Raw genomic sequence first — 24,156 nt, forward strand, 5'->3', positions numbered from 1 at the left:
GCAGCCCTTCACTTTTTTCCGCGATAGCGCAGCGCATCCACCAGCAAGGTAAATGCCGGCGACGGGTGCCGGCGGCTCGGGTAGTAAAGGTGATAGCCCGCAAAGGGCTGGCACCAGTCGGCCAGGACGCGGATCAGGCGGCCTTCGGCGATGTGCGTCTTGATCTCTTCGTCCTCGGGCATATACGCCAGGCCCAGCCCATGCAGCGCCGCGTGCAAGCGCATGGCGCGATTGTTGAACACCAGCGGCCCTTCCACCTGCACCTTCACTTCATGGCCGTTCTTCTCGAACTCCCACGGCAGGATGCTGCCGTGGGGCGGCAGCCGCAGATTGATGCAGCGGTGCCTAGTGAGATCGCCGGGCGAACGCGGGCGCGCATGCTGCTTGAAGTACGACGGCGATCCAAACACCGCCATGCGCAGGTCCGGACCGATCCGCACGGCGATCATGTCCTTGGACAGCTGCTCGCCCAGCCGTACACCTGCATCGTAGCGTTCGGCAACGATGTCCTTGAGGCCGTAATCGATCACCACTTCCACCTGGATGTCCGGATACTTCGCCAGCAACCTGGCCAATGCCGGGGCGATGATGGTGATGGCCGGACGTTCGGACGAGGTGATGCGGATCTTGCCCGCCGGCTTGTCGCGCAACTCGCTCAACGCGGCCAGTTCGGTTTCGATGTCCTCGAAGCGCGGCGCAATGGTTTGCAACAAGCGTTCGCCCGCATCCGTGGGCGATACGCTGCGCGTGGTGCGGGTGAGCAGGCGCAGGCCCAGCCGTTCTTCCAGGGCGCGGATGGTCTGGCTAAGCGCCGATTGGGAAACACCCAGCTTGGCCGCCGCGCGGGTAAAGCTGCGTTCTTTCGCCACCAGCGCAAAAGCCGCCAGGTCGTTGAAGTTCGCCGATGCCATTCATTAGGCCTCCTAATAGGAGCAGGCCGATTATGCCATCGGGTCACCTGCCCATCGCGAACGCATTGCCCGAAAAATTCCACAGGCGCCGCCGCGCATGGCCCGATGCGATGGGCATGGTGGTCACTCTGGGATCGATCGCGCATCGGGTCGCGTACGAATGACGTGGCCGAGCGCCAACAGGGAGGAAGCACCATGAAGATGGGGATGATCGCCGCGTGTTTGCTGGCCGCGAGTGCAAGCGCCTATGCAGAAGCGCCCGTTTGGCAGCCTTCAGAAGGTCATACGCAAATACCGATCTGGCCGGGCGCGGCGCCGGGCCTGCAACCGGTGCCAGGACCCGAACAGCTGACCAAGGGTGCGATCACCAATGTGACCCGCCCCACGATGACGGTGTACACGCCCACGGGTGTCAACACGGGCGCGGCGGTCGTGGTGATCCCGGGCGGTGGCTTCCAGATACTGGCGATCGATCTTGAGGGCACCGACGTCTGCCGCTGGCTCACCTCGCAAGGCATTACCTGTGTACTGCTGAAGTATCGCGTGCCAAGCATTCCCTATGTCTGGCAAACCGACAGTCGCCCGCACAACCTCCAATTGTCGGTGCCCTCGCTGCAGGACACGCAGAGGACGCTGAGGCTGGTGCGCTCGCGCGCCGCCGAATGGCATATCGATCCGCACAAGATCGGCGTGCTGGGTTTTTCCGCGGGCGGCTATCTGGTGGCCGAAGCCAGCACCAATTTCAAGCGTCAGCTGTACAAGCCGGTGGACGAGGCCGACAAGCAAAGCAGCCGCCCGGATTTTGCAGTGGCGATCTACCCGGGCCATCTCGCCACCGAGCAGAACAGCTTGAATCCCCATGTGCCGGTGTCCCACGACACGCCGCCAACCTTCCTGGCGCAGGCGGAGGATGATCAGGTGGATGGTGTCGAGCAGTCACTGGTGTACTTCACCGCGCTCAAGGACGCCGACGTTCCCACGGAATTGCACATCTATGCGCACGGCGGCCACGCCTTCGGCATGCAGCATCCGGAGTTTCCGATCAACGACTGGCCGAAACTGGTGCAGGTCTGGTTGCGGACCATCGGCGTGATCCAGGGCTGAGACAGCAAGAACCCGGCGTCGTGATGACGCCGGGTTCCATCGTTCACTGCAATCCCAAAGACGCGTCAGTCGCGCGAGCGGGCCACCACACTGCCATCGGTGGGATCGACCAGCAGATTCACATCGTTGCCCCGCTTGCTCTTGGCGTCGGCGCTCCACAGGCCATCGGCGAACTTCACGTGCTTGACGTTCTGGAAGCCCGCCGTCGCCAGCTGTGCATTGACTTCGTTCTCGTTGAGCTTGGACGGCGCATCGGCCGGGTACACCTTGCCGCTGACGGGACCGACCGAGAGCTTGACCCACTTCTTGTCGCCGCCGCGCGCCTCGCTGCGCCACACACCGTCCTTGAAGGCCAGGCCCTTGACCTCCTTGTAGCCGGCATTGGCGATCGAGGTCTTGATCGCTTCTTCGGTCAACGCACCGGTCGGCGGCTGATTGCTCCAGGTCGTCACCGTGGTGGTCTGGGTCGTCTGGGTCGTGGCACTGGTCGTCGACTGCGCCGTGGCAGGCATCGTCTGCGCGGACGCCACACTGGAAACAGCCAGTCCAATCATTAGGGGAAGCATGCGCTTGATCATGATGAACTCCTTTGCTGTTGGCGGCGCATCGTGCCGCCGGCGCGCGCATGGTTGAGTCAAAGGGCGCGTGAAGCCGGCCGTGACACTTACGGTCGATTCATGAAATAAAGGCCTGTACACCGCGCTCAGTGACCTGACGGGGCGAGGTGATGAATGCGCGCCAACGGACCACGGCGTCCTCGTGCAGCGCCATCATTGAAAAGACGCGACGTGCAGCCTGCTGACAGCATGCCGGGCTTGACGAGAGAGCGAGCCGCACAGATCGACAAGCCTTTGCGCTGGCCATTCAATGCACTCGGCCACAGTCAAATCGGCGCAGGTTCGCTATGCTGCGCGCATGGCATCGGGGTCGTGCCGGGGTGCTGGAGCAAGCAATCCCATGCGGATGTCGTGATCGGGCAGGATCTTGTGTTGATGTGCAAACCCGGGAGTTTCGTGATCCAACTGAACTGCAGCGCGAGCGTAGGGTTTTTCGTGAGCCATGGATGAGCATCGACCGGAATCCAGGTGGGCCGCACTTGTCCCCGTCGGCCTGATTGCGCTGCTCACCCTGACTGCCCTCTATGCGCCGCGCTTCGAGCGCCCGGTGGTGGGCGCCCACGTTGCGCCTGCCGCGCCGTCACTGCTGCCTGCGGTCGAGCTGTGGCTCAGCACGGCCGACCGTCGCCTGAAGCTGGCGCGGCAACCCGATCTGGCGATGCGCGCCCGCGGCTCGGCGCCTGCCGACGTGGTCATCGATGCGCAGACCACTTATCAAAGCATGGTGGGCTTTGGCGCGGCGATGACCGACTCCTCGGCGTGGCTGCTGCAGAACGACCTCAGCGATACGCAACGCAGCGCGCTGCTGCACGAGCTGTATGGGCCGCCGCCCAACCTCAATTTCCACATGATGCGCCTGACCATCGGCGCCTCGGATTTTTCGATCAAGCCTTACACGCTGGACGATGTGCCGTTCGGTCAGACCGATCCGTCGTTGGAACACTTCAATATCACCAGCAATCTGCGCGACGTGATACCGACGGTGCTCGAAGTGCTTTCCATCCACCCGGACCTGCAGATCGTGGCCACACCATGGAGCGCGCCGGCCTGGATGAAGACCAGCGAAAACCTGATCGGCGGCGAGCTGCTCGAGCAGTACGAAGAGACGTACACGGACTATCTGATCAAGTATCTCGATGCCTACAGCGGCTATGGCATCCCGATTTTCGCGCTGACCCTGCAGAACGAACCCGGCTTCATACCGATCACCTATCCCGGCATGCAGATGCCGGCGGCCACGCGGGCACGCATCGTCGCGCAATACCTGGGTCCCAAGCTGGCAAGCCGCCACTCGAACACGCGGATCCTGGAATGGGACCACAACTGGAATGCGCCGGAGCAGCCCCTGGCTGTGCTGGGCGACGCTGCGGCGGCACGCTACATCGATGGCGTCGCCTGGCATTGCTACGAAGGCAGCCCGTATGCACAGGGCCGCGTGCACCGCGCCTATCCCGACAAGGACGCCTACATCACCGAGTGTTCCGGCGGCGACTGGGCATCCGCCAGCAAGGGCGAGCTGCTGTGGTTCTCGCGCGACCTGCTGATCGCAGGCATCCGGCAGTGGGCGCGCGGCGTCATCTATTGGAACCTGGTGCTGGACGAGAAGCACGGCCCGCATTTTGGCGGCTGCGACGCCTGCAAGGGCGTGGTGACGATCGACTCGGCCACCGGCGAGGTGAGCCGCAACGACGAGTACTACGCGCTGGCCCACTTCAGTCGGTTCGTGCCGCCTGGCGCGCTGCGCATCAACTCCACGGCCACCGAGAAGGGTCTGGACAACGTGGCCTTCCTCAATCCCAATGACGGATCGATCGTGCTGGTGATGGTCAATAGCGGTGAGGGTGCGCGGAACGTCTCGGTGGCGGAAGGCCAGACCCGTTTCGACTACGCCATGCCACCGCGCAGCGTGGCGACCCTGGTGTGGAACCCCAACCAGGCGAACGCGTGGCTGCGACGTGCGCTCGAGTGGCTGCAACGGTCCCGCTGATCGACGTCGCGTTGGGGAAGGATGGCTCGCCCACTGGCATGAGGACGGCGCGCAGCCACATCACCCTTACGTAACAACTACACGTGCATGCTGCATGGGCGCCAGGATAGAAAGTCTCCTCCTTGGCAGGCGTCTCAGCCTCGCGGTCCTCTCCCTAACGCCATCTGAGTATTTCTCCGATCTGTATCGGAGTTGCGGTTTCGGCCGCTCTGGATCCGCCCTGCGGGTCTTCACTGAAGGCAAATACTCATGTCCACCAACGATAGCAACGTGTCTCGCGTTAGCAGCAAGAACCTCGTCGAAACAGCGGCTGCCAACGGCAGCTTCGATACCCTTGGCAAGGCGCTTGAAGCGGCAGAACTTACCAACGTCTTGAAGGGCACCGGCCCCTACACCGTCTTTGCGCCCACGGATGAAGCGTTCGAGAAACTGCCCAAGGACGTGCTGTCCAACTGGCTCAAGCCGGAAAACAAGGCGGAGTTGATCTCCGTGCTGAAGTATCACGTGTTGCCGGGTCGCGCATCGGCCGCAGACGTCGAGAAGCTCACCACACCAAAGATGATGCAAGGCCAGACGGCGACGGTCACCAAGGACGGCGACAAGCTGCGCATTGGCGCAGCCACCATCACCAAGGCGGATATCACGTCGAGCAACGGCATCATCCATGCGATCGACACCGTGAACGTACCCACCAAGCATTAACCAGTACAGGTTGTGGTGGGGCAGGTCCCCACCACAGCACCTGTCGGCACGCCGGCAGGGATTCGCGTCCACCTGGGCGCGTCCTCAAAACTCAAGGTGACTACCATGGCTGGCCATTTTCGCTACACGTCCCGACCCTCTCGGCTAGCTAAGCTTATCCAGTCCATCGGTGATCTGTTCGATCACATGTTCGGTGAGCCGTACAAACAGCTCTCTCCCGTGATGTCTCAGCGGCAGCAGCTGGCGGCAGCGATGGAAGCAGCGCGACGACTCAAACGCGGCGGCGGTCGATGATCCTCGGCGCCGTCACGCGATTGGGGTACTTCTTCCGGCCGTTCCGGCGAGGTGCGTATCGACACGCGCCATCGATCGAAGAACTGCATGCGCTGCATGTGATGCGCAAGAGTTGGTTGTCGCGAGCCACCGACTTGCGCCGCCGATGGGTACGCGCCGCGGTGGAAGCGGTCTCGCGTTAGCCCATTCGGCCCTGCCAGAGCACGGCTTCGCGTGCTCCTCTCTTTTAGGGCAGCGGCATTTCAGCCCTGAACAGCGCCACCTTTCCCACCTGCCAGACAGCGACCTTGGCGAAGTATTCATTGAGTACCGACTGCAGACTTGCCAAGGTGTCGTGGCGGTTTCCAAAAATGCCTTTGCGGTTGTAAAGCGCCATCAACCGCCGACCGAGCCAGTTGTGGTTCGCCTCCTCACCCAGAATGGTCGCGCCGTACAGCACGCCGCCCGGGGTCAGGTGAGGGACCAGCGTGGAAAGCACCTTGCGCGCCTTCTCGGTCATGGTTCCTGGCAGGCAATGCAGCAGATAGAACAGCGAAATGGAATCGAACTTCCTGCCGCCGAGTGCGCCCGCGGGATGCAACACATCGTCGCGGACCAGCGATGGCTGCACATGTGCAATGCGCGAACCAGCTGCCCTCAGGCTGTTGTCGTTGAGATCGAGCAGCGCGACTTTCTGCCCGGGTTGCCCCGAGCTATGCGCCAGGTAGTAGCCCGAACCTACGCCGACATCCAGGTGATTGGAGCTCAGGTGTTGCCGGAAAAAGGGAAGCAGCACAGCATCCGTCGGGCACTTCCACGCGTAGTTGTTTGAGAAGCCCAGGACCCAACGGTCATAGATCTTCAATACGCGATCGGAATAGACGGCGGCGCCGTGCTCGGAGTCGAGGGGGGCAGAAGGCTTGGTCATGGATAACACTGCTTTTGACGGGGACGGGGACGGGGAGTGGAACCAAAGCGTCGATAGCGTACACGGCGAAAGCTACGGATTTTCGGAGCTGAGTCTCATGCACTCACTGGCGGCAGTGCGGCTACTTCGTCGATCCATCACTCGCGCGCGACACCGCCGCAACGGATGACCGTTGCGGCGGTACATAGCAGACGGCAGCTTCGAAAAACCGATCAGCGATCGACCATCCGCTCCATCGCTTCGTTGTAGCGGTTGCCCACCACCGTGATGCTGGCCAGGGCGAGATCGATTTCGCTCAGGTCAGCCGCGCTGAGGCGAACGTCCGCGGCGCCGAGGTTCTCATCGAGGCGATGGAGCTTGGTCGTTCCGGGGATGGGCACGATCCACGGCTGCTGCGCCAGCAACCAGGCGAGAGCGATCTGCGCGCGCGTCACCTTGCGGGCCGAAGCGATGTCGCCCAGCACGTCCACCAAGGCCTGGTTCGCTGCTCGCGCTTCCGCCGAGAAGCGCGGGAATGCAGCGTTGCGCATATCGGTGCTGTGGAAGCTCGTGTCCTGGTTGATCGCGCCGGTGAGGAAGCCCTTGCCCAACGGGCTGAAGGGAACAAAGCCGATGCCCAGCTCCTGCAGCGTCGGCAACACCTCCGCCTCGGGCTCGCGCCACCACAGCGAATACTCGTTCTGCAATGCCGCCACGGGCTGCACGGCGTGCGCGCGGCGGACGGTACGTGCGCTGGCCTCGGACAAGCCGAAGTATTTGACCTTGCCCTCGGCGATCAGATCCTTGACCGCGCCCGCGACGTCCTCGATCGGCACGTTCGGATCGACGCGATGTTGATAAAGCAGATCGATGTGATCCGTGCGCAGCCGCTTGAGCTGCTCCTCGGCCACCTTCTTGACGTGCTCCGGCCGGCTGTTCATGCGACGCTGGCCGTTGGCACCGAATTCAAAGCCGAACTTGGTGGCGATCACCACTTGATCGCGAAAAGGTTCGACCGCCGCACCGAGCAGCTCTTCGTTGACATAGGGGCCGTACGTCTCCGCCGTGTCGAAAAAGTCGACGCCGCGTTCGAACGCCGCGCGAAGGAGGGCGATGGCCTCGGTCGTGTCGGTCGGCGGTCCATAGATGGCGCTCAGGCCCATCGCGCCGAAGCCGATGGCCGAGACTTGCAAACCACTTGTACCCAATTGACGCTTTTGCATGATGTTCTCCGGTTGATGCTGCGATGCCTTGCTTGCATCGCTCTCCACGGCAGGCCTGGCGCCGTCCCGCGTCGCCATGGAGTCTTCTGTGTCTACGGTGGACGGTGCGCGCTGGCTACGTGGCCAGCAATCTAAGGGCGCGGGGTGCGGCTGATTAGTGGGGGCAAACGGCATGCCCCTATAAGGAGGGCTAATGAATCGCCGCCGTCATTCCCGCACGCGTGTGCATTTGTCTCTGCGCGGCGCTGAGATCGCGCCTGCGATGGCTTTCGCAAAGACATCACTGCATAGCGGGAAGATCATCACGATGCATCGACGCGCACACCGGATTTCGCACCTCGCAATTCGCCACGCGATGCTCGATCAGCGCACGAACGAAAACTGATACCAAAGCTCGATAGACCACATGGAGTAGCCGGGGCAATCTTTGCGGCCGGGGGTCCGAACAACCGACCCATCGAGCATGATCGCCCGCCGTGGAAGCCCATCCATCGGGCGAGATGGCAGATCTTGGTCGCAGCTAACGAGGGTTACGGCATGAAGATACTGATGGTACTCACCTCACACGACATACTCGGAAACACGGGAAGAAAGACCGGCTTCTGGCTGGAGGAATTTGCGGCGCCGTACTACGTTTTCACCGACGCCGGTGTATCGGTGACCGTCGTGTCGCCCAAGGGTGGCCAGCCGCCCATCGATCCCAAGAGCGATGACCCGAACAACCAGACGCCTGCGCAGACTCGCATCAAGCAGGACAAGGCAGCACTGAATGTGCTGGCCAACACATCGCGCCTGGACTCCGTCTCGTCGAAGGATTTCGACACCGTGTTCTATTCGGGTGGCCACGGCCCCATGTGGGATCTTGCCGAAGACCCGGTCTCGATCAAGTTGATCGAATCGTTCTACGACAGCGGCAAACCCATCGCCTTCGTCTGCCACGCTCCCGGCGTATTGCGGCACGTCAAGCACAAGGGCGAACCACTGGTGAAGGGCAAGCACGTCACCGGCTTCACCAACGGCGAAGAAGAAGAAGTCCAACTGACCCACGTCGTCCCCTTCCTGGTCGAAGACGAGCTGCTGAAGCTTGGCGCCACGTTCGAGAAGAAGGCCAACTGGGAAGTGTTCACCGTGACCGACGGTCGCCTCGTCACCGGCCAGAACCCAGCCTCTTCGACGGCCGGCGCGCAGGCTCTCATGGCGCTGTTCAAATAGATTCACCAGCGGCAGAAAGCCTTTGCCGAGCCCACGGCGCCGAGAGATGTGCGCCCGGGGGCTCGGCCCCCACACCGACCCCGCCCCATGCGGCATTGCACCAAGCCGGCGCATTGTCCATGATGGTGCAATGAACGATACGGCAGCGCGTGGGTGGGCGGAGCCGTTGGCGACCGGGATGGCGCTGGCGGATGAGCGGCTGCGCCTGCTGTGGGTGAATCCGGCCTTGGCGGAGTTGCTGGATATCGGTCCCCGCAGTGCCGTTGGGCAGTCGCTGGGGGTGTTGCTGCATCGGCCGGAGTGGATGGCGCTCGCCAGTCGCGCCCTGCAGGAACCCTCGCCGCATCAGTTGCGCGGCATCGACATCCCCTCGGCGCGCGGCGAGATGGCGCGGGTCGATGTATCGATGCAGCGCCTGGCCTCCGGCGAGCTGTTGCTCGAAGTGCATGCGCTGGCGCCGCCGGCGCCTTCGGCCACGCCGCTCTCGGCCACCCTGCGCGGCTTTGCGCATGAGGTGAAGAACCCGCTGGCCGGTTTGCGCGGTGCGGCGCAGTTGCTGCAGCGGCGCGTCGAAGACGAACAGCTGCGCAGCCTCGCTGGCCTGGTGATCGCCGAAGCCGATCGGCTGGCCGCCCTGGCCAATCGCCTGTTGCACCATGACGGCGCCGCTGCGCAATTGGGCGACGTCAACATCCACGTGCAACTGGAGCGCCTTGGCGATCTGCTGCTGGCCGAAGCGCAGCCGCCGACGGTGCGCCACGACTACGACCCGAGCCTACCCGATATCTACGGCGACGCCGACCGCCTGCTGCAGTTGCTGCTCAACCTGGCGCGCAATGCGGTCGAAGCGGGTGCAAGAACGCTGCTGTTGCGCACGCGCGCCGAACCGTCGGTAAGGCTGGGCGAACGCATGGCGCGCATGGCGCTGCGCGTCGATGTGGTCGACGACGGACCGGGCGTGCCCGAGCACCTGCGCGATACCTTGTTCGAACCGCTGGTGTCCGGTCGCGCCGATGGCAGTGGACTGGGCCTGGCGCTGGCGCGCGAGATTGCGCGCGAGCACGGCGGCGAGCTGCGCCATGTGGGTCGCCCTGGCGAAACCACGTTCTCTCTCTATCTGCCTATGGGCCACGCGCATGACTGAATCAGCCCAGGAGATCTGGATTGCCGACGACGATCGCGGCATCCGCTTCGTGCTCGCCGAAGCGCTGCGCGACGCCGGCCTCAACGTGCGCGAGTTTGGCGACGCGGAGGCGGTACGCGAGGCGCTGCGCACATCGTCGCCGGCCCTGTTGCTCACCGATGTACGCATGCCGGGCGAGGACGGACTGGCCCTGATTGCCGCATGGAAGGCGCAAGGCCTGGGCCCGGTGATCGTGATGAGCGCCTTTACCGATGTGGCGACCACGGCGGCGGCGTATCGCGCGGGCGCAGTGGACTATCTCGCCAAACCGTTCGATCTCGATCAGGCAGTGGCCGCCGTGCAGCGCGCGCTGGCGGATCTGCCGACCTCGACGACGGCGCCCGATACAGCACCTGCGCCCACGCATGCCTTGTTGGGCGATAGCCCGGCGATGCGCGAAGTTTTCCGTCTGATCGGTCGCGTCGCGGCGAGCGACCTCAACGTGCTGATCACCGGCGAAACCGGTACGGGCAAGGAGCTGGTGGCGCGCGCCCTGCACGATGAGAGTGCGCGTCGCGGCAAACCGTTCGTGGCGCTCAACACGGCAGCCATTCCCAGCGAACTGCTGGAAAGCGAATTGTTCGGGCACGAGGCGGGCGCTTTCACTGGCGCCACGCGACGCCATGCCGGTCGTTTCGAACAAGCCGAAGGCGGCACGCTGTTTCTCGATGAAATCGGCGATATGCCGCTGGCCTTGCAGACGCGCTTGTTGCGCGTGCTGGCAGGCGGCGAGTTCTATCGCGTGGGCGGCCGCGAACTGATCCGCGGCAACGTGCGCATCATCGCGGCCACCCACCAGGACCTGGATGCGCGCGTCGCCGCGGGCCAGTTCCGCGCCGACCTCAAGCATCGCCTTGACGTGGTGCGCATCGAGCTGCCGCCGCTGCGCCAGCGCCGCGCGGATATCCCGCTGCTGGCGCGGCACTTCCTCGCCGCTGCCGCGCAGGAGCTGCAGCTCGCGCCCAAGCGGTTTTCCAAGGCGGCGCTCAAGGCGGTCGCACAGCGTGATTTCCCCGGCAACGTGCGCGAGCTGGAAAACCTCTGTCGCCGACTGGCGGTGATAGCGCCGGGCAACGAGATTCTTCCTTCGGACCTGGGCGCGGGTGCCTCAAGCAGTTCGTCCGGTGGTTGGACCGACGCCTTGCGCGAGTGGGTGACGCAGGCCCTGGCCGATGGCGAGGTCGACATCCACACGCGCGCCCGCGCCGCACTGGACCAGACTCTGCTGCAGGTGGCGCTGGATGCGCACGAGGGCCATCGACAGCACGCGGCCGCCGCGCTGGGGGTGGGCCGCAATACCTTGACCCGCAAACTCGGCGCGTCACGCACGCGCGGACCTGCCAAGCCTTGAGAGATTCCGCATGAGCATCGAGATACGCATCGCCAGCCGCGACGACATCGCCCATATCGCGCAGTGGAACACCGCCATGGCGTGGGAGACCGAGCAGAAGGCGCTATCGCCGGTCGTGATCGGGCGGGGCGTGACGGCGGTGTTCGACGAACCGCGCCGCGGCTTTTATCTGGTGGCCGAACGCGCCGGCGAGCCGGTCGGTTGTCTGCTCGTGACCTACGAATGGAGTGACTGGCGCGCGGGCGATTTCTGGTGGATCCAGAGTGTGTACGTGGTGGAGTCGGCTCGCCGGGAAGGGGTGTTTCGCAGTCTGTACGACGATGCGAAGCAGCGCGCGAGCCAGGCGGGTGCGGTGGGTCTTCGTTTGTACGTGGAGACGGAGAACGAGCGGGCGCAGCGTACCTATGCGGGGCTGGGCATGGAGCGCTGTCATTACTTTATGTACGAAGCGGAGTTCTGAAGGGCTGGTCGCGCACAGGGTGCGCTCCTACAAGGGGATCGTGGCCCTGTGTTACTCAGGCGGGCAGGAGCTGCTGACTGAACTGTTCCGGCGGGATCGCCGTGCCGAACAGGAAGCCCTGCAGCAGTGAACAGCCGGCACGGCGTAGATGTTCCGCTTGCGCCGCCGTTTCCACGCCTTCGGCTACCACGCTCATGTCCAGGCCGCGCGCCATGGTGATGATGGCATCGGTGATGGCGGCGTTGTCCGCGTCGGTGGCGATGTCGCGCACGAAGGTGCGATCGATCTTCAGCGCGTCGATGGGGAAGTACTTCAGGTAGGACAGGCTGCAATAGCCCGTGCCGAAATCGTCCAGCGCCAGGCTCACGCCCAGATCCTTGATGCCCTGCATCAGCGCCCGGCTCTGGTCGCCGGCGGACATCACCATGCGTTCGGTCAGTTCCAGTTCGATCAGCGATGGCGGCAGCTGCGCTTCGTCCAGCGCGTTCTTGAGCGTGGCGTGGAAACCCGGGTGCTGGAACTGCGGCGCCGCCACGTTCACCGCCACCACGATGGGCTTGCCGGCGCGATACCACGCACCGGCCTGGCGACAGGCCTGGTGGATCACCCACTCGCCGATCGGCACGATCAGGCCGCTTTCTTCGGCCACCGGGATGAACTGATCGGGCATGTACACGTCGCGGCCATCCACCTGCCAGCGCAACAGCGCTTCGGCGCCGACAATCACGCCGGTACGCGCGTCGACCTTGGGCTGGTAGTGCAGATGCAGGTCGCCGCGCTTGAGCGCCTTGCGCAGATCCTGCTCGATGCGCAGGCGCGCCGCCGGCAGCTCGCTCATCTGCGAGGTGAAGAAGCGGTAGTCGTTGCGACCCTTCATCTTCACTTCGTACATGGCGATGTCGGCGTTGCGCAGCATCGCTTCGGCGTCGAGCGCATCATCGGGATAGACGCTGATGCCCACGCTATAGGTGATGTTGAACTCGCCCATCTTGCTGGCCGGCGAGGCCTGCCACAGACGCATGAGCTTCTCGCACAGCTGGCTGGCGCCGGAGCGGCCGTCCACGTGGGACAGCAGCACCACGAACTCGTCGCCGCCGATGCGGCTGACGGTGTCTTCGTTGCGCAGGTGATGGCGCAGGTGGGCGGCGAAGGCACGCAGCAGATCGTCGCCGGCGCTGTGGCCGAGCGCGTCGTTGATCAGCTTGAAGTGGTCGATGTCGATATGCAGCAGCGCCGCTTCGTCCTGGCGCCGCACGGCCGCGGCCAGCACCTGTTCCAGGCGCGACTGCAGCAGGCTGCGGTTGGGCAGGCCGGTGAGCGTGTCGTGCTGCGCCAGGTGCGCCATCTTCAGCGCGAGCGCGCGCGTTTCGCTCACGTCGTGGAACACCAGCACGCCGCCGATCACACTGCCGGCGTGATCGTGGATCGAGGCGGCGGAATCTTCGATCGGCGTTTCGAAGCCATTGCGGTGCAGCAGCACGGCATTGCCCTTCAGTTCCACGATGGCGTCGCGCGTGATGGCATCGAGCAGTGGGCTGTGCAGCGGCTCGCGTGTGCGGCTGTCGATGAGGCGGAACACTTCGCTCATCGGCTTGCCCACCGCTTCGGCCTGGCTCCATCCGGTCATCGCTTCGGCGATCGGGTTGAGCGAGGTCACGCAATGCCTCAAATCGGTGGTGATGACCGCGTCGCCAATGGAACGCAAGGTCACTTCGGCCAGCTCGCGTTCGCGGAACAGCGCTTCCTCGTACGCCTTGCGCTGGCTGATGTCGAGAATCTGCGCGACGGCGTGATACGGCTCACCGTTGATCGCGCGCACCAGCGACACGCTGAGCAGCACATACACCACATGACCGTCGCGGTGGATGTAGCGCTTCTCCAATTGATACGTCTCGCGCCGGCCCTCCCGTAGTGAGCGGGACAGCTCGCGCGAGGCGGGCAGGTCGTCGACGTGGGTGAGGTCGGGCAGAGCGCGCGTCAGCAGTTCCTGTTCGCTGTAGCCCAGCATCTCGCATAGCGCCGCATTGACGCGGAGCATGTGGCCTTCGGTGGTGACCAGCGCCATGCCGATCGGCGCGTGCTGGAAGGCGCCGAAAAAGCGCTGCTCGCTTTCGCGCAGCTGCAGCTCCAGCGCATGGCGCGCGGTGATGTCGGTGAACACGGTGAATACACCGCGCACGTGGCCGTCGTCGTCCACGTCCGGCTGGAAGTTGCCGTGCACATAACAGCGCGCGGCGCCGGCAAACAGTTCGCCTTCGTAGACGCTTGCTTCGCCGGCCAGGGCCTGTTCAAGGCAGGCGCCGGCGCGCTCGAGATTCCACATGCCGATCACTTCGTCGACGGTGCGACCGATCATGCGTGCGGGTTCGATGCCCAGCCAGGTGCGATGGGTGGCGTTGACGAAGCGAAAACGCCGATCGCGATCCACATAGGTGATCAAAGCGGGCGCGCCATCCAGCACGTGGGCGGGCCAATGCGCCTCGCCTCCTGCTGGGACGAACTCGTGATCGGTTTCGCGCATCGTCGGTTCGGCCCGCTGGCGCACCCCCCGCGCCTTGTCAGCGCATCATGCGCCAACTGAGGCCGGCTGTGCAGGGTCCCTGCTGAACTGTTATGCGTTGGCGTTCAGTGCAAGGCCTGGGCAGGCGCACCCAACAGGCCATCGGCATCGAGCAGGATGCGACCCAGCGCATGCAGGTCGGCCGAGACACCATGGCGCTGCGCCAGCTCGGTGACCAGTGGACCCAAGGCCTTGGGGTGCAGCGGATAGCCATGCGCAAGCACGCGGGCACGGCCGCCGTCGCCACGCTGCGCCAGCGTCACTGCCACCACGCCCAGGCCCGGTGCTTCGTGCGCATAGAGGGTCGGCGCATCGTAGCCGGCATCGGCGTTGCCGAAGGTTTCGAGCAAGTAGCCTGTGGCGGGTTCGCCATCGGCCAACACCAGCGGCACGTGATGCGCATCGAGCAGTGCGGCGTATTGGCGCAGTTCGAAGATCGCACCGGCGAAGTCATGCGCGCGCTGCTGCGGATCCATCGGCTGGCTGCGCAGCCAGTCGGCGGGCGATTGCACCTGGACCTTGCCCTGGTGATAGCGCAGCGCCAGGCCGCGCGCGCTCAGCGTGCTTTCGTCGCGATACGGCGTAAGCAGCGCGGCCTCCAGCAGACTCCACAGCGGCGCGAGGTTGACGTGTTCGTATTGCACGCAGGTCAGCGCGAGCAGATCGTTGCGGCTCAGGTAACGCGCGTGTTCCAGCCGTACGCCCAGCGTGCGCATCAGCCAGTCGGCGGTGCGCGCGCCGGCTTCGCCACGGCCCACCAGTTCCACTTCGAGCTTTTCCGAGAGGCTCTCGGCCAGCGCTTCGGGCGCCAGCAGCGAGATCGGCAGCAGGCGCATCGGGCCATCGGCAAAGGCCGCCTCCGGTTCCAGCGGCTGGGCGGGCATGTGGCCGTCGTGGGTGCCAAAGGCCACCACGTTCTCCAGATGACCACGCGGCACGCGCCGGGCCAGTTCATCCAGCGTGGCCCACACCGGGAAACCCGGGCGCAGCAGTTCCACCGCGTCGAACAGGGCGCCGGCCAGGGCGAGGCGGGCCTCGTCCACCTGGGGCACCAGGGTGTGCAGGTCGGCGGCGACCAGCGCGGCCAGTTCGGCGGCCTCGTCGCGGCTCAGCGTACGGTGCGAGGGCGTGTCACCGGCCGACAGCTCCAGCGCGAGGACCACCGGCAGGGCGACTAGCGTTTGTGCTTCCACAGATCACGAACCCGAACAGCAAAGAACCGGATTCTAGCATTTGCCGGGTTTTGGGCTTTCCCGTGATGGCAGGGCGGGTTAGCCTTGAGGACTCGGTTCTTCGGACTGTTCCAGACATGGAAAACACGCTCAAGCGCGTCGGTGTGATCGGCGGCGTACGTATCCCGTTCTGCCGCAACAACACCGCCTACGCCGATGTCGGCAACTTCGGCATGTCGGTCAAGGTGCTTGGGTCCCTGGTGGAACGCTATGGCCTGCACGGCGTGGAGCTGGGCGAAGTGGCCATGGGCGCGGTGATCAAGCACGCCTCCGAGTGGAACCTGGCGCGCGAAGCGGTGCTGTCCTCGGGACTGGCGCCCACCACGCCCGGCATCACCACGGCGCGTGCCTGCGGCACCTCGCTGGACAACGCCATCATCATCGCCAACAAGATCGCCACCGGGCAGATCGAAGCGGGCATTGCGGGCGGTTCGGATACCACCAGCGACGTGCCCATCGTGCTGGGCGAGCGCCTGCGCAAGCGGCTGCTCGCGGTCAACCGCGCCAGGACCTGGCAGGAGAAGCTGCGCAGCGCTACGCAAGGTTTTTCGCTGAAGGAACTCAAGCCGGCGTTTCCTGGCGTGGCCGAGCCGCGCACCGGCATGTCGATGGGCGACCACTGCGAAAAGATGGCCAAGGAGTGGCATATCACGCGCCAGGCGCAGGACCAGCTGGCGCTGGACAGCCACCGCAAGCTCGCGGCGGCCTATGACGCCGGTTTCTTCGAGGATCTGGTGGTGCCGTTCCGCGGCTTGAAGCGCGACGGTTTCCTGCGTCCCGACAGCACGTTGGAGAAACTCGGCTCGCTCAAGCCGGCGTTCGACAAGAGCTCCGGTCATGGCACGCTCACCGCTGGCAACTCCACCGGTTTGTCCGATGGCGCGGCCGCCGTGCTGCTGGGCACCGAGGCGTGGGCCAACCAGCGCGGCCTCAAAGTGCAGGCCTGGTTCCGCGACGCGGAAGTGGCTGCGGTCGATTTCGTGCATGGCGAAGGCCTGCTGATGGCGCCCACCGTGGCGGTGCCGCGCATGCTGGCGCGCCATGGCCTGAGCCTGCAGGACTTCGATTTCTACGAAATCCACGAGGCGTTCGCCGCCCAGGTGCTGTGCACGCTGCGCGCGTGGGAAAGCGCGGAATACTGCAAGAACCGCCTTGGCCTCGACCAGCCGTTGGGTGCGATCGATCCGGCCAGGCTCAACGTCAACGGTTCCAGCCTCGCCGCCGGTCATCCGTTCGCGGCCACCGGTGCGCGCGTCGTCGCCACGCTGGCCAAACTGCTGGAGCAGAAGGGTTCGGGACGCGGCCTCATTTCCATCTGCACCGCCGGCGGCATGGGCGTCACCGCCATCCTCGAACGCTGAGCGATCCGCTCGGCACCGTCATTGCGATGTTTCGACTGCGCACCACCGCCAGCCTGAGCCTGCTCGCGCTGGCGATCGGCGTGGCGGGCACGGCCTGGCTCAGCACATTCACCGGCGACTGGCAGGGTCCGGCGGCGTCATCGTCTGCCGGCAGTGACAAAGTCCGCCGGATACTGCGTCGCCATGCGCGCGAGCCTGCAGCACGCGAATCCGTTGCTAAGGCAGCACTTGTGCATCCGCGCACCGTGACCGCGCCAGCGCGCATTGCCGAGGAGCTGCCAACCCTCACGCCCATCGACATGCCGCCGCTGGCGACGCCTTGGCTGCAGCGGCTCGCCTTCGCCAGCGGGCGCGTGGTGCTGCAGCTCAGCATCGACGGCGAAGGCCGCGTCGGCCATGCGGCTGTGACCGAGTCGAGCGGCAACGCGGGGCTGGATGACCGGGCATTGCGCACGGCAACAGGCTGGCGCTTCGCCGTACCTGGCGACCATCCCAATGGCCTGACCGGCCAACTGGTCATGCGCTTCGACGATACCCCACCCTTGTAGGAGCGCACCTTGTGCGCGACCGCGGCATCGATGTTCGATCAGCTCCAGGCAACGCCGTGCCCTGTGGGAGCGCACCCTGTGCGCGACAGTCACGCTGGGGTGTACCGCTCTGTAGGCCTGTCGCGCACAGGGTGCGCTCCCACAGATAAAGAATCCCTCTACAGCACGCCCTGCACACCCGCCCCAAACGCCGTAATCAGCCGCGTATAGATCAGCTTCGGCGACACATCGACATCGGGGAAATCGCCCACCGGCGTATAGCAGCTGAGGAAGGCCGGGTCGCTCGGCCGCATCGGTATGCAGCCGGCCTTGAGGTCATAGCTGGTGGCGTAGCGATACGGCCACAGGTCGAAGATCGGCAGGCTGGCGGAGAAATCGCCGATCGCCATGCTCAGGCTGCTCTGCTCGCGCTTGGCGATCACCCAGGCATTCTCCGGTTGCGTGTCGCGCAGGATGCTGTCGCGCAGCTCGCTGGCAAAGCGCGCGTCGTAGACGATCACGCCCGCCTCGGTGTTGTAGTGATCCGAACGGGGATCGAAATTGTGCGAGCCGACCATGGCGAAGTCGTCATCGACCACCAGCGACTTGGCGTGCAGGCCGAAACGACGTCCGGTGGTGGTCAGCGGCGCCGGGCGATTGCGGCGCGCGGTGCTGCGGCTGCCGAGCAGGCCGCGCTCGGTGCCGACCCGATGACGCGCCTGCGCGCCGCCTTGCGCAGCGGGCTGCGGACCTTCGTCGGCTGCCGCATCGGCGTTGTCTTCGGCCGGACCCTGCGCATGCGGTTTCATCTCGTAGATCTCGAAACCGTAATCCTTGAGGTAGCGCTTGCGGTGCTTGTACGAGAGCGCATACACCGCGAACGCATCGGTCGAGGCCAGCGAATTGGTCGACACCACGATGCGCGGCGGCGAGTCGCCCTGGCGCAGTCGTTCGAAGATCGCCTTGGCCCGGTCGCTCATCACCAGGTAGGGCGTCTGCAGCACCACTTCGTGCTGCGCGGCGCCGACCATGCGCATAAGGTGGGTGGTGAATTCGTGGGCGCTGCGCTTGCCGGGCTCGTCCGTCTTGGCCGGGAGATCGCTGAAATAGTCGACGCGGCCGGTGCGCAAGGTGTCGGACACCAGCACGTCGTCGATCCACGCGGGATCGCCGGCTTCCTCCACCACGCGTGCCACGCGTTGCGGATGCGCGTAGCGCGGTGCCGGCAACGGGCCGGGATGGATATCGTCGAGCAGGGTGCGGTTGACGTCGCGCAGGTGAGTAAGTGGCGTGGAGCGCTTGTGCGTCCAGAACGTCTCGAAGCTCGCGGCCATTTCGCGTGCGGCCGGTCCGCCCACCATCACGTCGCGATCGACGTAATCGAAGTCGTTGTCCCAGTCGAAATAGCGGTCCTGGTAGTTGCGCCCGCCAGTGATGCCGATCGCATCGTCCACCAGCAGCAGCTTGTTGTGCATGCGCTGGTTGAACGTCATGAAGCAGCACACGATGCTCGCGCTGAATTCCACCACCGAGGTCTGCGCCTCATGGAACGTCGGGTTGTACAGGCGCACCTGGAGGTTCTCGTGCACCGTGGCCAGCCGCTCCAGCAGTACGGGGTCGCCGAAGGAGAACAACTGGTCGGCCAGAATGCGCACCTTCACGCCACGGCGTGCGGCCTTGATCAGTTCGTCGAGCACCAGCTGGCCGGCGTCGTCCTGGTCCCAGATATAGGTCTGCACATCGATGCTGTGCTGGGCGGCGCGGATCAGGTTGAGGCGCGCGACCATCGCCGCCTCGCTGTCGTTGAGCAAAGTGACCACATGCACCGGCTGCTCAGGCGTGGAGTCGCTGATCGCCTGGTGCGCGGCATCGAGCAAGGGCGAGGCGATGGCGCAATGATCGGGATGGCCGCAATTGAGCTGGCGCTCCACGTCCGCGGCGACGGCGGCATCGGCGCGCCGGATGCGCGAGGGCGACACGCTGCATCCCGACAGGATCAGGATCGCTACAAACACAAAGGAGACGGCGATCCAGCGTTGGCGCATGGCGCGATGATACGGGAGACGACGACGCACTCAGTCAGTGTTGGCTGAACGCGCGGCGTAATCCAGACTGATCATCATGCCCAGCTGCACCTGGTCGGAAATGGCCGTGCGATGGTTGCTCATGCCGAAATCGCTGCGCTGGATGGTGCCGCGCACCGAGATCACGCATTGCTGCGGCAGGTCGAGCGGGCAATGCGAGGGAAGCACTTCGAAATGCGCCGGCTTGGTGACGCCGCGCAGGGTCAGCTCGCCATCCAGGTCGCCGCCTTTTTCCAGCATGGCGAGCGAGATCGGTTCGGACACGAAATGGATCGAAGGAAAACGCGATGCATCGAAAAACTCCGGTGCCAGCACCCAGCGACGGATGCGGTCGGAGTTCATATGGATGCTCTCCACCGTGATGTGCGCGTCGACGATGGCGGTGTCATGCAGGCTGCTCAGCGTGACGTCGCCATCGATCTCCTGGAAGCGGCCGTTGAGCTGGGTCAGCCAGAACAGCTTCACGCCGAAGTCGGCGTGCGAGCGGGCGGGATCGATGCGGTAATCCGCTGCTTGTGCCGGCAGCAGGGTAAGCAACAACAGCACAAGACAGCAGCTGACGTACGGCAAACTCATGGGGACCAGAAAGCATCCAGGCGGGCGTTGCCGGGTTCAAGTGCGCCGTCGAGATGAAGCACGGCCAAGGCCGCGGGCGGCATGCCGCGGAATTCGTCGGAACGGCCTTCGACCAGCAGCGCCACCAGCCGTTCGATGCCGGGATTGTGGCCGACCAGCACCACCGTGCCGGCATCGCCGTGCTGGTCCAGCAAGGCCAGCAGTTCGCCCGGCGTGGCGTCGTAGATGTCGTCGGCAAACTCGGTGACCGGGACGTAGCTGTAGGCGGACAGGGCCAGCGCCGCCGTGGCGCGGGTGCGCTCGGAGGGAGAGCACAGCACGCGGTCGGGCTTCACGCCGTGCGAGGCCAGCCATTTGCCGGCGGCCTTGGCTTCCTGCTCCCCGCGTCCGCTAAGGCGCCGGCTGTGGTCGTCGCCGCCGGTGGGAGCCGGCTGAGCTTCGGCGTGACGCAACAGGATGAGTTCGTGCATGGTTGGCTCCTGGAAATACGCTGTACTACGCAGTGACAGGGCCACTGCTTCCGTTGGCCCGCGGGTCGCGATGCCCGACCGGCCCAGGCCAACCGCCTGCACCATGCCGCGCCTCCCACCTCGCCGACTTGCTGGTCATCATGCCACCCCCGCTGTGCAGAACAGAGCACCGTTTGGCCGCACCGGATCACGGTTAGACCATTCAGTGCTGGCGCTTGATCCAGCGGAGCAGATGTTTCCAGTCCTCCTGATGGCTACGCACGTTTTCCGACCCGTAATCGAAGATCCCCTTGCCCAGCGCGGTCAGCAGCACATAGGCCTGGCTGTCGCGCAGCTGCGCCACCAGCGGAAACGGCGCCTGCTCGGACAGCTGCGACATCGCGTCCTGACTGGCGTTGGTCCACGGCTTGAGACGGTTGCCGACCAGGCCGACCGGCAACTTGCCACGTTTGACGCGATTGATCTGCTTGAGTTCCTCGAGAAAGCCGAACGTGGCATCGAGGTCAAAGGTTGACGGCAGCACCGGCACCAGCACGATGTCGGCTTTCTCCAGGTAAGGCTCCAGGTCCTTTTCCTGCGAACCGGCCGGCGTGTCGATCAGCACGCGCTGCGTATCGGGCGGGAGTTTCTCCATCGAACGTCGGCCGCCTTCCACGGCCAGGACGCCGGGGACGTTGTCGGGGCGATTGGCTGCCCAGCGGAAACCCGACTTCTGCCGGTCGGCGTCGACGATGGCGGTGTGCTTGCCATCCTGCGCCCAGTGCGAGGCCAATTGCGTGACCAGCGTGCTCTTGCCACAACCGCCTTTGCTGCTTGCTACCAGTACCGTCAGCATGATGCCGCCCCAGTGTCCAAGCCGGGCCCCAGCCTACACGATGGCCGGGGCGCGGATGCAAGCGTGAGTGTCGATCTGCGGGGCTGGCGTTGCCTGGATCGGCGGGGCGATCAGCCGGCCTTGCCCGGCTCCCAGTCTGATGGTGCATCGACGGGCATGTCGTAGTCGTGCAGGGCGGTCAGCACCAGGCTCATCTGTGTACCGCCCGAGCGGGCCAGCTTGAGCAGGTGCTGGGCCACGGCGGTATCGCCCTTGGCGCGCATGGAAAGCTGGGAGAAGCTTTGCACCTGCCACACCAGGTTGCGGCGCAGGCGCTTGGCGTCTTCCTGCTGGGAGGCATCGTCGGCCAGGACTTCGCGCAGATGCAGACCCAGGGAACGGGCCAGCGGGCTGGAGCCCCATTCCAATAGCTTGCCCAGGGTCAGGCAGTCGGTCTTGATCCCGGCCTTGTCGGCGTTCTCTTCGCACAGGCGCGCCGTGGCCTGCAGGGCAGGTTGTGGCTGGCCTTCGGCCAGACCGAACACCAGGGTCAGCTGCACGTCGGCGCCATTGGTGGCCGAAAGCGGTCCCACCACGTTGGTGGGCGGCGGCAGCACGGTCACCGTGGTGGACAAAGCCTTCAGCGTGGCCCCGGTGTAGTCGTCATAAACCTTGGCCGCAGCGGCCTTGGCCAGGTCCTGGCGGGCGTCGTCGTTCTTGCCGTCGCGCAGATCCTGGCCCAGCTTGAGCAGCCACACGGCCGCATTGTCCGGCGCCTGCTGCACCAGCTTGGCCAGGGCGTCGGCGTTGGGACAGTCCGAGGCCTTGGCGTCGCAGTCGGTCAGGCGGGCCCAGCTGATCTCCGGACCCGCGCCCTGCGCGGCCGCGGCCCGATCGATCAGGGTGTGGTAGCTGTTGAAATCCGGCTGGTCCGGCAGGGGCCGGGCCAGCAGGGCGGCGCCCATCAGCGGGATCGGATCGGCCTGCGGGGCGGCCACGCTGACCAGATCCTTCTGGTATTGCAGCAGGGCCTGGCGGCGGGCGGGCGACGAGGCATCCGTGGCGGCGGGCGGCGTTTTTGCGGGGGCCTTGGCCGCCAAAGCCGGGCCGGAAGCCGCGGCCAGCAGCAGGGCAAACGTGAAGAAGCGCCGTCCAAGCATCGAGTAGTCCTTACACTGAGCCAACAATCAGGATAACGTCCAAGGATTAAGCTCGCCTGATCCGCTGGACGCGATGGGCGGGAGAATGCGTCCCAGCTTGCTAGCATGGCCGCTTCGCGACGCCCCGGGGTGATACGTCATCCTGCGCAGCACAGGAGAAGACCACGTGAACGATATTTCCTTTTTGGCCGACGGCCGTGCGGCGCCCTGGTTCGTGGGCTGGGGCACGCTGGCCCTGATCAACGCGGGCCTTGCCCAGGGCAAGAACCGCAGCGGCCTGCTGTGGTTCCTGCTGTCGCTGGTGTTGGGGCCGCTGGCCACGCTGGTGCTGGTCTTGATGCCCAAGGCGCGCCAGACGCTGTTCTAAGCAGGTCCAGACACGAAAAAACCCGGTGCGTTGCCGCACCGGGTTTCGGGGAAACGGTAGACCTTACTCGCCCAGCGCTTCGCGCATGAATTCCGGCTGGGCCAGCGCCGCCTTGTGGATATCGGCGTTGTAGTAGCGGGTCGGGAAGTTCTTGCTCAGCGCGCCGCGCTCGCGGAAGCCGGCCAGATCGCCGCCCTTGCGCACCATGGTGCAGCTCCACCAGCCGGTGGGGTAGCACGGCTGCGGGAACGGCAGGGTCTTCACCGCGCTGAAGCCGGCGGTGCGCATGGCCGAACGCATAGACTTGATCAGTTCCAGGTGCGCGATCGGCGATTCGGACTGCTGCACCAGGATGCCGCCGTGGCGCAGGGCCTTGTAGCAGCTGCTGTAGAAGGCGGCATTGAACAGGCCTTCGGCCGGACCGACCGGGTCGGTGGAGTCCACGATGATCAGGTCGAGCGATTCGGGCTCGGCCTCGGCCATGTACTTGATGCCGTCGATGAACAGCAGCTCGGCGCGCGGGTCATGGTTGGAGTCGCACAGTTCCGGGAAATACTGCTCGGCCAGGCGCGTCACGCGCTCGTCGATTTCCACCTGCACCGCGTGCTCCACTTCCTCGTGCTTGAGCACTTCACGCAGCGTGCCGCAGTCGCCGCCGCCGATGATCACCACGCGCTTGGCGCGCGCATGGGTGAACAGGGCCGGGTGCGTCATCATTTCGTGATAGAGGAAGTTGTCGCGGCTGGTCAGCATCACGCAGCCGTCGATCACCATCAGGTTGCCCCAGTCGGTGGTCTGGTAGATTTCGATGGTCTGGAACGGCGTTTTCTCGGCGTGCAGCAGCTTCTCCACGCGGTAGCCGATGGAGGAGCCGGAGGCCTGGTGGGCTTCGGTGAACCAGCTGGGATGCTGCGACATGGGGACGTTCCTGACGAAAAGATGGATTCAAAGAATCCGTAATTGTAGCCGAACGGGGTCTCCGGGGTCTCCGGGGCGCCCGCGGGGGCCCCGATCTTCGGCACATTGTCACAAGAGCCCGTTACAATAGCCGTCCGTACCGCCGCGCTTAGCCGCC

23 protein-coding genes are annotated in these 24,156 nt (G+C 65.0%); 11 read left to right on the forward strand and 12 right to left on the reverse strand.

Going from position 1 to position 24,156, the window contains the following annotated elements:
- Positions 1–8 precede the first annotated feature (8 nt).
- Positions 9–911: a LysR family transcriptional regulator gene (locus Y882_RS10970; protein ID WP_046971955.1), complete on the reverse strand. Its 903-nt coding sequence runs from the start codon at positions 909–911 to the stop codon at positions 9–11.
- Positions 912–1,106: 195 nt separating this feature from the next.
- On the opposite strand from Y882_RS10970, the gene Y882_RS10975 reads away from it, so the two are divergent.
- The gene (locus tag Y882_RS10975) at positions 1,107–2,015 is read left to right on the forward strand and encodes an alpha/beta hydrolase (protein ID WP_046971956.1); all 909 of its coding nucleotides are present in this window, start codon (positions 1,107–1,109) and stop codon (positions 2,013–2,015) included.
- A gap of 65 nt (positions 2,016–2,080) precedes the next feature.
- On the opposite strand, the gene Y882_RS10980 is transcribed toward Y882_RS10975, so the two are convergent.
- The gene (locus Y882_RS10980; RefSeq protein ID WP_052949916.1) at positions 2,081–2,593 is read right to left on the reverse strand and encodes a PepSY domain-containing protein; all 513 of its coding nucleotides are present in this window, start codon (positions 2,591–2,593) and stop codon (positions 2,081–2,083) included.
- A 481-nt stretch (positions 2,594–3,074) separates the two neighbouring features.
- Here Y882_RS10980 and Y882_RS10985 point away from each other — a divergent pair, with 481 nt between their 5' ends.
- A complete protein-coding gene (locus Y882_RS10985) occupies positions 3,075–4,619 on the forward strand; it encodes a glycoside hydrolase family 30 protein (RefSeq protein WP_046971957.1) in 1,545 nt (514 codons plus the stop codon).
- 249 nt (positions 4,620–4,868) lie between these two features.
- A complete protein-coding gene (locus tag Y882_RS10990; RefSeq protein WP_046971958.1) occupies positions 4,869–5,321 on the forward strand; it encodes a fasciclin domain-containing protein in 453 nt (150 codons plus the stop codon).
- Positions 5,322–5,841: 520 nt separating this feature from the next.
- Here the strand turns inward: Y882_RS10990 and Y882_RS11000 are convergent.
- Together Y882_RS11000 and Y882_RS11005 are read right to left on the reverse strand one after the other, a co-directional pair.
- On the reverse strand, positions 5,842–6,522 hold the full coding sequence (locus tag Y882_RS11000) for a class I SAM-dependent methyltransferase (protein ID WP_046971960.1): 681 nt from the start codon (positions 6,520–6,522) through the stop codon (positions 5,842–5,844).
- 212 nt (positions 6,523–6,734) lie between these two features.
- Positions 6,735–7,724 (reverse strand): aldo/keto reductase, encoded by a 990-nt coding sequence (locus Y882_RS11005; protein ID WP_046972003.1) that lies wholly within the window; start codon positions 7,722–7,724, stop codon positions 6,735–6,737.
- Between the two features lie 193 nt (positions 7,725–7,917).
- Here Y882_RS11005 and Y882_RS11010 point away from each other — a divergent pair, with 193 nt between their 5' ends.
- From Y882_RS11010 to Y882_RS11030, 5 genes are all read left to right on the forward strand, one after another.
- Positions 7,918–8,109: a hypothetical protein gene (locus Y882_RS11010; protein ID WP_046971961.1), complete on the forward strand. Its 192-nt coding sequence runs from the start codon at positions 7,918–7,920 to the stop codon at positions 8,107–8,109.
- Between the two features lie 152 nt (positions 8,110–8,261).
- Positions 8,262–8,936 carry a type 1 glutamine amidotransferase domain-containing protein gene (locus Y882_RS11015; RefSeq protein ID WP_046971962.1) on the forward strand — a complete coding sequence of 225 codons (675 nt, stop codon included), beginning with the start codon at positions 8,262–8,264 and terminating at the stop codon, positions 8,934–8,936.
- A gap of 130 nt (positions 8,937–9,066) precedes the next feature.
- Positions 9,067–10,080 (forward strand): two-component system sensor histidine kinase NtrB, encoded by a 1,014-nt coding sequence (locus Y882_RS11020; protein WP_046971963.1) that lies wholly within the window; start codon positions 9,067–9,069, stop codon positions 10,078–10,080.
- On the forward strand, positions 10,073–11,470 hold the full coding sequence (ntrC, locus tag Y882_RS11025) for a nitrogen regulation protein NR(I) (RefSeq protein WP_046971964.1): 1,398 nt from the start codon (positions 10,073–10,075) through the stop codon (positions 11,468–11,470). Before Y882_RS11020 ends, ntrC begins: the two co-directional genes overlap by 8 nt.
- A 10-nt stretch (positions 11,471–11,480) precedes the next feature.
- Positions 11,481–11,930, forward strand: a complete 450-nt coding sequence (locus Y882_RS11030) for a GNAT family N-acetyltransferase (RefSeq protein ID WP_046971965.1) — start codon at positions 11,481–11,483, stop codon at positions 11,928–11,930.
- Between the two features lie 55 nt (positions 11,931–11,985).
- Here Y882_RS11030 and Y882_RS11035 read toward each other — a convergent pair whose 3' ends face one another.
- Positions 11,986–14,451 (reverse strand): sensor domain-containing protein, encoded by a 2,466-nt coding sequence (locus Y882_RS11035; protein ID WP_046972004.1) that lies wholly within the window; start codon positions 14,449–14,451, stop codon positions 11,986–11,988.
- 104 nt (positions 14,452–14,555) lie between these two features.
- Positions 14,556–15,683, reverse strand: coding sequence for a hypothetical protein (locus tag Y882_RS11040; protein WP_046971966.1), 1,128 nt, complete (start codon positions 15,681–15,683; stop codon positions 14,556–14,558).
- A gap of 116 nt (positions 15,684–15,799) precedes the next feature.
- On the opposite strand from Y882_RS11040, the gene Y882_RS11045 reads away from it, so the two are divergent.
- Both Y882_RS11045 and Y882_RS11050 read left to right on the forward strand, forming a co-directional pair.
- Positions 15,800–17,083 carry an acetyl-CoA C-acetyltransferase gene (locus Y882_RS11045; protein ID WP_046971967.1) on the forward strand — a complete coding sequence of 428 codons (1,284 nt, stop codon included), beginning with the start codon at positions 15,800–15,802 and terminating at the stop codon, positions 17,081–17,083.
- Between the two features lie 26 nt (positions 17,084–17,109).
- Entirely contained in the window at positions 17,110–17,631 is a 522-nt protein-coding gene (locus Y882_RS11050) for an energy transducer TonB (RefSeq protein WP_046971968.1), read from the forward strand.
- Positions 17,632–17,789: 158 nt separating this feature from the next.
- On the opposite strand, the gene Y882_RS11055 is transcribed toward Y882_RS11050, so the two are convergent.
- The 5 genes from Y882_RS11055 to Y882_RS11075 all read right to left on the reverse strand — a co-directional run bounded on the left by Y882_RS11055 (position 17,790) and on the right by Y882_RS11075 (position 22,714).
- The gene (locus tag Y882_RS11055; protein ID WP_046971969.1) at positions 17,790–19,655 is read right to left on the reverse strand and encodes a phospholipase D-like domain-containing protein; all 1,866 of its coding nucleotides are present in this window, start codon (positions 19,653–19,655) and stop codon (positions 17,790–17,792) included.
- Positions 19,656–19,685: 30 nt separating this feature from the next.
- Entirely contained in the window at positions 19,686–20,270 is a 585-nt protein-coding gene (locus Y882_RS11060) for a YceI family protein (RefSeq protein WP_046971970.1), read from the reverse strand.
- On the reverse strand, positions 20,267–20,740 hold the full coding sequence (locus tag Y882_RS11065; RefSeq protein ID WP_046971971.1) for a SixA phosphatase family protein: 474 nt from the start codon (positions 20,738–20,740) through the stop codon (positions 20,267–20,269). Before Y882_RS11065 ends, Y882_RS11060 begins: the two co-directional genes overlap by 4 nt.
- Positions 20,741–20,942: 202 nt before the next feature.
- Positions 20,943–21,575 carry a ParA family protein gene (locus tag Y882_RS11070; protein WP_046971972.1) on the reverse strand — a complete coding sequence of 211 codons (633 nt, stop codon included), beginning with the start codon at positions 21,573–21,575 and terminating at the stop codon, positions 20,943–20,945.
- Between the two features lie 110 nt (positions 21,576–21,685).
- The gene (locus Y882_RS11075) at positions 21,686–22,714 is read right to left on the reverse strand and encodes a hypothetical protein (RefSeq protein ID WP_046971973.1); all 1,029 of its coding nucleotides are present in this window, start codon (positions 22,712–22,714) and stop codon (positions 21,686–21,688) included.
- A 166-nt stretch (positions 22,715–22,880) separates the two neighbouring features.
- Here Y882_RS11075 and Y882_RS11080 point away from each other — a divergent pair, with 166 nt between their 5' ends.
- On the forward strand, positions 22,881–23,081 hold the full coding sequence (locus Y882_RS11080) for a hypothetical protein (RefSeq protein WP_046971974.1): 201 nt from the start codon (positions 22,881–22,883) through the stop codon (positions 23,079–23,081).
- A 63-nt stretch (positions 23,082–23,144) separates the two neighbouring features.
- On the opposite strand, the gene speE is transcribed toward Y882_RS11080, so the two are convergent.
- A complete protein-coding gene (gene speE, locus Y882_RS11085; protein ID WP_046971975.1) occupies positions 23,145–23,999 on the reverse strand; it encodes a polyamine aminopropyltransferase in 855 nt (284 codons plus the stop codon).
- Between the last annotated feature and the right edge of the window lie 157 nt (positions 24,000–24,156).

Source organism: Dyella japonica DSM 16301 (genome assembly GCF_001010355.1).
GTDB lineage: Bacteria > Pseudomonadota > Gammaproteobacteria > Xanthomonadales > Rhodanobacteraceae > Dyella > Dyella japonica.

Excerpts from the sequence above, each read along its gene's own strand:
- Y882_RS10970 (WP_046971955.1), bottom strand. The coding sequence starts at position 911 with ATGGCATCGGCGAACTTCAACGACCTGGCGGCTTTTGCGCTGGTGGCG.
- Y882_RS10975 (WP_046971956.1), top strand. The coding sequence starts at position 1,107 with ATGAAGATGGGGATGATCGCCGCGTGTTTGCTGGCCGCGAGTGCAAGC.
- Y882_RS10980 (WP_052949916.1), bottom strand. The coding sequence starts at position 2,593 with ATGATCAAGCGCATGCTTCCCCTAATGATTGGACTGGCTGTTTCCAGT.
- Y882_RS10985 (WP_046971957.1), top strand. The coding sequence starts at position 3,075 with ATGGATGAGCATCGACCGGAATCCAGGTGGGCCGCACTTGTCCCCGTC.
- Y882_RS10990 (WP_046971958.1), top strand. The coding sequence starts at position 4,869 with ATGTCCACCAACGATAGCAACGTGTCTCGCGTTAGCAGCAAGAACCTC.
- Y882_RS11000 (WP_046971960.1), bottom strand. The coding sequence starts at position 6,522 with ATGACCAAGCCTTCTGCCCCCCTCGACTCCGAGCACGGCGCCGCCGTC.
- Y882_RS11005 (WP_046972003.1), bottom strand. The coding sequence starts at position 7,724 with ATGCAAAAGCGTCAATTGGGTACAAGTGGTTTGCAAGTCTCGGCCATC.
- Y882_RS11010 (WP_046971961.1), top strand. The coding sequence starts at position 7,918 with ATGAATCGCCGCCGTCATTCCCGCACGCGTGTGCATTTGTCTCTGCGC.
- Y882_RS11015 (WP_046971962.1), top strand. The coding sequence starts at position 8,262 with ATGAAGATACTGATGGTACTCACCTCACACGACATACTCGGAAACACG.
- Y882_RS11020 (WP_046971963.1), top strand. The coding sequence starts at position 9,067 with ATGAACGATACGGCAGCGCGTGGGTGGGCGGAGCCGTTGGCGACCGGG.
- ntrC (WP_046971964.1), top strand. The coding sequence starts at position 10,073 with ATGACTGAATCAGCCCAGGAGATCTGGATTGCCGACGACGATCGCGGC.
- Y882_RS11030 (WP_046971965.1), top strand. The coding sequence starts at position 11,481 with ATGAGCATCGAGATACGCATCGCCAGCCGCGACGACATCGCCCATATC.
- Y882_RS11035 (WP_046972004.1), bottom strand. The coding sequence starts at position 14,451 with ATGCGCGAAACCGATCACGAGTTCGTCCCAGCAGGAGGCGAGGCGCAT.
- Y882_RS11045 (WP_046971967.1), top strand. The coding sequence starts at position 15,800 with ATGGAAAACACGCTCAAGCGCGTCGGTGTGATCGGCGGCGTACGTATC.
- Y882_RS11050 (WP_046971968.1), top strand. The coding sequence starts at position 17,110 with ATGTTTCGACTGCGCACCACCGCCAGCCTGAGCCTGCTCGCGCTGGCG.
- Y882_RS11055 (WP_046971969.1), bottom strand. The coding sequence starts at position 19,655 with ATGCGCCAACGCTGGATCGCCGTCTCCTTTGTGTTTGTAGCGATCCTG.
- Y882_RS11060 (WP_046971970.1), bottom strand. The coding sequence starts at position 20,270 with ATGAGTTTGCCGTACGTCAGCTGCTGTCTTGTGCTGTTGTTGCTTACC.
- Y882_RS11065 (WP_046971971.1), bottom strand. The coding sequence starts at position 20,740 with ATGCACGAACTCATCCTGTTGCGTCACGCCGAAGCTCAGCCGGCTCCC.
- Y882_RS11070 (WP_046971972.1), bottom strand. The coding sequence starts at position 21,575 with ATGCTGACGGTACTGGTAGCAAGCAGCAAAGGCGGTTGTGGCAAGAGC.
- Y882_RS11075 (WP_046971973.1), bottom strand. The coding sequence starts at position 22,714 with ATGCTTGGACGGCGCTTCTTCACGTTTGCCCTGCTGCTGGCCGCGGCT.
- speE (WP_046971975.1), bottom strand. The coding sequence starts at position 23,999 with ATGTCGCAGCATCCCAGCTGGTTCACCGAAGCCCACCAGGCCTCCGGC.